Raw genomic sequence first — 8,753 nt, forward strand, 5'->3', positions numbered from 1 at the left:
GTGCGGCATTCATGAACATTTCTTTAGTTTTACAATGCGTGTTACTGAGAATTCTTAGTAAGCCCGTAAGAATCACATCAATTTAGTTTCAGCCAAATTGATGAGGTTCAAGTATGAGTACAGAAGGTCCGCTATGGGCAATAAACCTTTATTTAAACTATTAGCTGCTTACTTCCGCTTCTCGCTCTTTCCTGCCATTCATCATTAGCGGAGTCTCAGATTGAATACAAGTGCATCATTCTCTTCCTCTCTGACTGATTCAAACCCCAGCCGACTCTGAAGAATTTACAATCCTCTGTATTCTTTACTTTGTTCGGGGGGCTTCTCATATCCTTGCTAATTTACTCGTTATTCCTTGTACCCCTTATTCTTTGAGGGCTGATGCACCTATCTGCATTTCGGCACGCGCTGTGCAATACCTTTTGTGTATTCATTTGAGGTTGAACGAACTCAGCCTTTGTTAACGTACAGGAGTATTTATGACTAACGCGAAAATTGCACAATTTACTGCCCCAGGCATCAAGGACAATGCCGCGCAGGACACTATCTCTGTACTGGACGATCGTATGGTCGCACTTATTGATTTACAGTTAACCCTTAAGCACATTCATTGGAATGTGGTGGGCCCGAATTTTATTGGCGTGCACGAAATGCTTGATCCTCAGGTTGAGGCAGTGCGCGAAATGACAGACACCATTGCTGAACGCATTGCTACATTAGGCGGCGTACCGGTAGGCACTCCGCAATCTATTGTTGAGCGTCGTAGCTGGGATGACTATGCAATTGGCAAAGGGCTAGTGACTGACCACCTGGCGGCACTTGATAAAGTGTACACAGGTGTGAATAAAGATCACCGCAAAGCCATCGAGACATTGGGTGAACTGGACCCGGTTTCTGAAGATATGATCACCGGTCAGTTGGCTCAGTTAGAGCAGTTCCAGTGGTTTGTTCGGGCGCACATTGAATCGGCCTCGGGTGAACTCAGTAATTAATATTTGTTTTTCAGTGTTTCTTTCCTCATGTGTAAACCACACTTTGCCCGCATCCCATGCGGGCTTTTTTTTGTATGGTAGGTCCGGCTGGTTGATGCAGTCTTACCTGCTATACTGAAATCATCTTTCCAGTTCTTCTATATGTAGTCGTTTTTTTATGGATATCGATTCACTTACGCAGCTTAGTATCAATTTATCGAACCCAGATTTGGACCAGTCCAAGCAGCTCAAAATGGTGTGCTACGCCATTGGCGATACCATTGAAGGCGCAAACCGGGTAAGTCTGTGGAAGTTCGACGAAAATAAAACGGCAATAAATTGTATTGCTATGATGGCTGACGGTGAGTTTTCTGAGCCTGAGGGTGTGGTGTTATCGGCAGAAGATTACCCTGAGTATTTCAACGCCATCCTGGAATCCGACGTCATCAGAGCACCTGATGCCCGCAATCACCCCCATACCATGTGCTTTAACAAAGCGTACTTTCCGGCGGTAAACGTGTATTCGTTGCTGGATTATATTTTCAGTAACGACTTTGCGCCTTTTGGCATTATCTGTTGCGAGAGTGTCGGCCACATAGTCGAGTGGAGCGATCAGGATCTGGCAAACCTCAAACGCGCTGCGCGTATCGTATCGATATTCTCCAATATACGAAATCTGGCCTGAACACTCGTCGGCGTATTCGACGGAATTTATTCAGTTGCCGTTTCTGCTGTGTCAGCCGGTTTATCCAGCCATAACAGAAATGCCGGCAGAAACAACAAGTCAATCACCAGTGCACTTACCAGAATAATAGCGGTTAACAGGCCCATGTCTGAATTTAACGCAAAGCTGGACAAGCTCAACACCCCGAAACCAATTGCCAGTACGCTGGTGGTCACAACAAGTGCCTGACCGATGGTTTTGAAGGCATACTGATTCGCTTCCTTGGCTGTTTTACCCTGTTCCCGCGCTGCCTTGTATTTACTTAGGTAATGCACTGTATCGTCTACAATGATCCCCAATGTCATACTAAGCACCACCGACAGCGCCATATTGATCTCACCGGATATCATGGCCCATATACCAAAACCCAGGCCGGCAGGAAGTAAGTTGGGTACCAGACTGATTAAGCCTAGCTTCAGTGATTTGAGCGCAAATATCAGCAAAAAGGAAATCAGCACGAGCGCTAACAAAGAACCTTTCAGCATACTTTGCATATTGGTTTCGCCAATATGCGCAAACATGAGGGCAGGGCTTGCTGCGGTGACACGTAAGTCAGGAGACAGCTTATTAAAGAACCGGTATGCGCGCTGCTCAAAGGCGGTTAATTCTTTACTGCCCAGGTTATCAAGCGTGACACTAATGCGGGTGGCAGCTTTGTCCATGTCGATTTGGTTGTTTAAGTCCAGACCATAGGGCAAGGACATTTCAAACAGTAACAAATACTGGGCTGCCAGCTCGGGGTCCATGGGTAACCGATAATAATCCGGATTATCGAAGTTCATGTTCTTATTGAGCTTTTTATAAGTATCGGCAATTGAGGACACGTGGTCGACTTCAGGTTGCACGCGCAACCATTCAGTAAAGGCAGCTACTGAGGTCAGCACTTCCGGATCATTAATACCCGACATTTCATCGGTATAAATAGCGAAGTCGATGGTCGCCAGGCCACTTAAATGCGCTGACTGGTAATCTGCCGCCTGCCTGAACGTGTTGTCCTGACTAAAGTACTTAATGGCGATGTCATTTAACTGATTGGTGGATGCCAATATCAACGCCGTCACAAACACAATCGCACTGTACGGCAGGATTCGACGGTAATAGGTAATAACCCAATCGCCCAACGACGTTAATAAGGAAGAGAGTCGCGAGGTGGTTTTTGCCGGCGGCGTAACGGGCATTAACGACAATATGGCCGGCAACAGTGTAAGCGCCAGTAAACAGGCTAACATGACGCCAATTGCTGTCAGGTTACCCAGGTCGGCCAGAATGGGAACATCTGAGAAATTCAGCGTTAAAAAACCAATCGACGTGGTAACAGAGGTAATGATGACCGGCATTCTGTTCAGGTTGACTGCTCGCGCCAGCGCATCTTGTTTTGAAAGACCTTCTCGCATCTGCTGAAACCAGGAAGCAATGATATGTACGCAGTCAGCCACGGCCAAGGTCATCACCATGGTGGGAACATTTACGGTTGAAACACTGAGGAAATAACCCGCCCAGCCAGCAAATCCCATGGTTGCAGCAATGGTTGCGCCTACAATGAGCAGCGTTGCGAGTGCGGCCCAAAACGAACGCAATAGTACGCCAATCATTACAATGATAATAATAAACATTGCCGGCACCAGTGTGCTGGCATCGTCGTTAGCGGCGAGTTGAAATGCATCGTTTAGCATCACAACGCCGGTGAGGTGAATTTGATGATCCGGGTGAGTTGTGGTGACTTCTTCTGCCAGTGCTTTCACGAAGCCAGCTACCTCGGCGACTTCTTTAGTCTGGTCACCGTCGCTCATTCTTACCGTTATGCTAATGACAGCAACCTGGCTGTCGGGTGACACCAGCCGGTTAACAACATCGGGCTCGGTTAAGGCAACCGCTTCGATATTTTTAATGAGTTCTTCTGACAGGGACTGCCAGTCGGGATAGAGCTTATCGACAATCAGGTCATCGCCTTCGGAGTAGGTATGCTGAAAGTTGGTGACGGAGTTCACCCGAATCGAGTAGGGCGTTTGCCAGGCGCGTTCTGTCAGCGCCTGAATGAGGTTTAAGGTGTCGGCGTTAAACACGTTGCCTGACTCGGGGACAACCAGCAGATTGACGGATTCGGTTTTATTGAAAATGTCCTGCATTTCTTCAAACGCGGCGCGTTGTGGATTGTCTTCGCGGAAGAACGTTTTGTAGTCTCCCCGGAAATACAGATACTGACCGCCGCTGGCTAATCCTGCAATGGCAATCAGGCAGATAAGAATAATGGTAATGGGGTAGTTCATCAGCCTGGAAGTAGCGCTACTAGCCATGAGACGTCCTTTGTATTGTTATGATGGCTGGTCTAAAGTACAGCGAAGGTATTACACGCTGCCAAATTATTACCTTAATAGTATACTTACACTATGACACGGTGATTCGCGTTTTTCCACAATCAGAACAATGTTCAAGAGGGTGTATGAGTATTGCCAGCATAATGACCAAACGCGTGGTGTGCGTGATGATGGACGACTCGCTGGACACGGTTCGGCATATTTTTGAAGCCAGTGGTTTTCATCACTTATTGGTGGTTGAAGATGACAGACTGGTGGGGGTGATCTCTGACCGGGATTATTTGAAGGCGATTAGTCCGTTTCTGGACTCAGTGACAGAGCGTTTTCGCGACCGCGCTACGCTGGATAGGCGCGTGCATCAGATCATGACCCGGGATCCAATAACACTGAAAGCAACCAATACCATGGTGAGTGCCATTGAGTTGTTTAATCAGCATAAAATTTCGTGTTTACCGGTGATTGATGAACACGGTAAACCTATCGGGATCATTAGCTGGCGGGATATCTTTAAGTATTTTGCGGCGTCTGTGGCGCAAAAGCGCTTGTCGTAACACAAGCGCATTACAGTGAAGTACAATCAGGCTTTTGCAGCGAGGTCTAGCAATGCCTGACCATCGAGGCGGTACTTTATCCATTCACTCTGTGGCTTGGCGCCCAGTGACTCGTAAAAATCAATCGCTGGCTGATTCCAATCCAGCACACTCCATTCAAAACGGCCGCAGTCATTGTCGACGGCAATTTTGGCCAGCGCGGTAAGCAACTGTTTACCCGCACCCACGCCGCGGTGGGCAGACGATACATATAAATCTTCCAGGTAAATACCGTACTGACCTTGCCAGGTGGAATAACTGAAAAAGTACACGGCAAAACCAATCGCTTCGCCGTCTAGTTCGCAAATAATGGCATGCGCCTTTGGCTGCTCATTAAACAGGGTGCGATGAATATGTTCTTCAGTCGCTTTTGCTTCGTGCTCGGCTTTTTCATAAATAGCGAGTTCGCGAATAAAGTGCAGAATAGTCGCAGTATCGGATTTAACCGCCGGGCGAATAGTACAAGTCATGAATAGGTCCTAATTGCGCACCAGACATTGCGGGCAATATCTGGTGCGGGCATAAATCAAGGGTTAAGAAGCCTGAGGTGATTGGCGAAACACTTTTCTTTTGGCGCTAACAGCACTGCCAAAGAGCCACTTAAAGGCATTGCTGATGTCCTGCAAAATCAGGTACAAACAAGGCACCAGAATGAGGGTAACCAGGGTGGCATATAACACCGAAGAACCCAGAGCGGCCGCCATCGGGATAACAAACTTAGCTTGCAGGCTGGTTTCAAACAAAATCGGCAGTACGCCTGCAAACGTTGTTATCGACGTTAGGGTAATCGCGCGGAATCGCGCACAACCAGCCTGTCGGGCGGCGTCCAGAATAGAATAACCCTCAGCCCTGCGCTGGTTAATAAAGTCTGTCATAACCAGCGAGTCATTGATTACAACCCCGGCCGCTGCAATCAAACCAAACGTCGACATCAGGCTTAAGTCTAAATCCAACAGGAAATGCGACCACAGCGCACCCGTCAGGCTGAATGGGATAACCGACATAATTATAATTGGCTGGCCATAACTCTTTAACGGGATTGCGAGCAGTATGTACACCATGATCATGGCTGCGGTGAAGAACATAACCTGTTCGTCTTGCTGAGCCTGTTGCTCTTCTATATCACCGCCTAACTGCATCTTGATGTCAGGGTATTCCTCGAACAATGCTGGCAGGAGCTTTTCATCAATGGTGTTAACCACTTCGTTAGGTTCAACTTGTTCTTCGTCAATTGCGCCCCAGACATACACTGACCGGTAGCCTTCCTCGCGGCGGATATAGCTGATCCCTGGCTCCTCGCTCAGCGCTACTACGTCACCTAATAAAACTTCATCGCCTGTTGGGGTTTGAATGACTGTGTATTTCAGATCAGAGAAACGTTCACGTGTGAGGCGAGGGTAGCGAACCATGACTCTGACTTCTTCGCCGTCGCGGATCACACGCTGTGCTTCACCGCCGTAAAAACTCAGGCCAACCTGATTCGCGATGCTTCGCAATGACAAGCCGAGTTCATATGCGGCCGGTAAGAGTGTCATGCGCACTTCTTTACTGGCGGGGTCAATGGTTGAGCTTACATCGTACAGGCCTTTTTCCTGCTGAAGCATTTGAATGAATCGCAAACCGGCTTCATTGAGTGACTTGATGTCAGCACCGTAAATCAGGTAGCCAAACTCGCCATCATCACCACCACCGTTTACGTCGTCTTCAATGCTGAAGCTCTTCATGCCTGGAATTTCGGGGATTGCTTCACGCCATTTTCGAGCCAGTTCAAAGGTATTGAAATGCCGTTTTTCTTCGTCGACTAGTGGAATAACCAATCTGGCTTCAGTGCGCGACTCATTGAAGGCGAGCAAGTCTTTGATCATACCACTGCCGTATTCGCGAATAGTTTGTTCTTCAATGTCCCAGATGACTTTCTCGATGGTTTTCAAGGCGTCAATCGTCGCCATATCTGACACATTTTCGTTCATTTCGATACCAATAGACGGGAAGTCGTGAGGCACCTTAGGGTTGGGCACGATGCGTACGTGATTACCCGCCACCAGGCCCCAGCTCAGCATCAGGACGGCTACAAATGTAGCAAGAACCAGCCAGCGAACTTCAATGGCCTTGGTTACTGTGCGTCGGTAAGGGCCGTTTACAAACTGATTGAAACGGTTGTTGAATTTCACGCGCCAGCCGTTGGGTTTAACAGGCTTGAACTTAATGTTTGCAATGTGGGCAGGGAGGATAAGCTTGGATTCAATCAAGCTAAAGGCCAGGCACAAAATTACTACCACAGCAATGTTGTAGAAGAACTCACCTTCGGGCCCACTGCTTAACGTAAAGGGCGCAAACACTGCAATAGTGGTTAACACACCAAAGGTTGCTGGTGTTGCGACACGCTTGGCACCGCGAATAACATTGTCTACACCACCGCCTTTCGATTCTATTTCGGAATACGCGCTTTCCCCTATCACAATGGCATCGTCAACCACGATACCCAACACCATAATAAAGGCGAACAATGAAAGGATGTTGACACTCACACTGAACATGGGCATCAGCATTACCGCGCCAAGGAAGCAAAGTGGTAACCCAACCATAACCCAGAAGGCCAGACGGAATCGAAGGAACAATGTCAGCATCATGGCAACCAATACAGCACCCTGGATTAGGTTGCTGAGCATCATGTCCAGACGCGCATTCAGGTAGTACGTCATGTCTACCAGCTCTTTTAACTGCAGGCCCGCTGGTAACTCTTCATTTTTGTGCGCCATGTAGTTCTTCACCGTTTCGGCTATGGGCACAATGTTTTGCGATTTGGTCGCGTTGACTGCAATTAACACCGCATTCTGGCCGGTATAGCGGAAATAGCGTTCGCCTTCGGTGAAACCGTCTTTAATAACGGCAATGTCAGACAGCAACACTTTTGCGCCATCCGGGCCAACTTTCACAGGAATGCTTGCAAACTCTTCACCATCGTAATACTGGTTTTCTATACGCACTGACACTAAACCAGCTTCGGTTCGCAGTTGACCAGCAGATACGTTTGCAGAGTATTGATTAATAGCGCTGGCGACATCAGAAATCGTCAGGTTGTACATTCTCAGCATCTCAGGTTTTACTTCAATGCCGATTTCGTCTGTAGGGACACGTGCTGTAGCCAGTGATATTGAGGAAAGCTGCAACAGGTCATCTTCGATTTCATTCGCGATGGGTTTGAGCTCTTCCAGCGGGATATCGCCAACCAGTGCCATTTCGTAAACCTGTTGCTGATATTCGGCCTGTGAAATGGTCACGGGCTCCATGTCAGCCGGGAAGGTCGCAATACTGTCGACACGCAGTTTTACTTTGTCGAGTACATCCGCCAGTTCTTCATCTTTATCTATCTCCAGCGAGATTCGGCCGCTGTTGCGAAACGCGCGAGAGACGGTGCGTTTAATTTCACTGACGTCTTTCAGGCTTTCCTCAATTTTTATCAGGATACTTTCTTCAATTTCCTGCGGCGATGCACCAGGATACTGGGCGCTGATATTGATATAGTTGATTTCAATATTGGGGAACATCTGACGCTGGATGCTGCCGTAGCCCGTGGCACCCATAATCAGAATAAAAAACATCAGCAGGTTAGCAGCAACCGGATTACGGGCAAACCACGCAATTAAACCACGTTGCGTATCTAAAGGATCTTTCATCTCATGGTCTTCCGTGTCTTAAGGTTGCTTTGCGATGAGCTTCTCGTTGGCAATGACTTTCACGGCCATGCCATTTTGCGGGTACTCTGGCAATGTCATGACAATCCGGTCGCTGCTGTCAATGTCGGCACGAATCAAGAAGTCACTGCCCACTTCGCGAACGACATTCGCGGTTTTTGGTACCATTTTGTCTTCGTCGTCAAGGATCCAAATCTGGCGCTTGTTGATCAGTTCCTGAGGTATCTTGTAGATATTTTCCAGTGTCTTTCCGGTGAATTGCACCTGCGTGTACGAACCGAATTTAATCGCAGGCATGCCCGTTTTAATCCCATAAGGGTCTTCGATACGAGCGACGAGGTGTGTCATGCGGGTACTGGCATCAACAATGCCCGTGTCACGGTGGATTGCGCCTGAGCGCTTAATAATATCATCCTGACGGTTCATCAGTGTAATAGTGGCTTCAATATCGCCAAGTT

At 48.0% G+C, this 8,753-nt stretch carries 7 protein-coding genes; 3 read left to right on the forward strand and 4 right to left on the reverse strand.

The window, feature by feature from the left end; genetic code table 11:
* Window positions 1-479 precede the first annotated feature (479 nt).
* Together dps and AC4MRN_RS17425 are read left to right on the forward strand one after the other, a co-directional pair.
* The gene (dps, locus tag AC4MRN_RS17420) at window positions 480-992 is read left to right on the forward strand and encodes a DNA starvation/stationary phase protection protein Dps (protein WP_073322681.1); all 513 of its coding nucleotides are present in this window, start codon (window positions 480-482) and stop codon (window positions 990-992) included.
* Between the two features lie 157 nt (window positions 993-1,149).
* Entirely contained in the window at window positions 1,150-1,656 is a 507-nt protein-coding gene (locus AC4MRN_RS17425) for a GAF domain-containing protein (protein WP_073322679.1), read from the forward strand.
* 26 nt (window positions 1,657-1,682) lie between these two features.
* Here the strand turns inward: AC4MRN_RS17425 and AC4MRN_RS17430 are convergent, their stop codons facing one another.
* Window positions 1,683-3,989, reverse strand: coding sequence for an efflux RND transporter permease subunit (locus AC4MRN_RS17430; RefSeq protein ID WP_491203990.1), 2,307 nt, complete (start codon window positions 3,987-3,989; stop codon window positions 1,683-1,685).
* 146 nt (window positions 3,990-4,135) lie between these two features.
* Between AC4MRN_RS17430 and AC4MRN_RS17435 the strand changes: the two genes are divergently transcribed.
* The gene (locus AC4MRN_RS17435) at window positions 4,136-4,561 is read left to right on the forward strand and encodes a CBS domain-containing protein (RefSeq protein WP_491203991.1); all 426 of its coding nucleotides are present in this window, start codon (window positions 4,136-4,138) and stop codon (window positions 4,559-4,561) included.
* Window positions 4,562-4,587: 26 nt separating this feature from the next.
* On the opposite strand, the gene AC4MRN_RS17440 is transcribed toward AC4MRN_RS17435, so the two are convergent.
* The 3 genes from AC4MRN_RS17440 to AC4MRN_RS17450 form a co-directional block, all read right to left on the reverse strand.
* A complete protein-coding gene (locus AC4MRN_RS17440) occupies window positions 4,588-5,070 on the reverse strand; it encodes a GNAT family N-acetyltransferase (protein WP_491203992.1) in 483 nt (160 codons plus the stop codon).
* Between the two features lie 63 nt (window positions 5,071-5,133).
* Window positions 5,134-8,277, reverse strand: coding sequence for an efflux RND transporter permease subunit (locus AC4MRN_RS17445; RefSeq protein ID WP_155014239.1), 3,144 nt, complete (start codon window positions 8,275-8,277; stop codon window positions 5,134-5,136).
* Window positions 8,278-8,295: 18 nt separating this feature from the next.
* The coding region (locus AC4MRN_RS17450) for an efflux RND transporter periplasmic adaptor subunit (RefSeq protein WP_491203993.1) at window positions 8,296-8,753 on the reverse strand (458 nt) is incomplete at its 5' end.

The organism is Marisediminitalea sp., assembly GCF_984433645.1.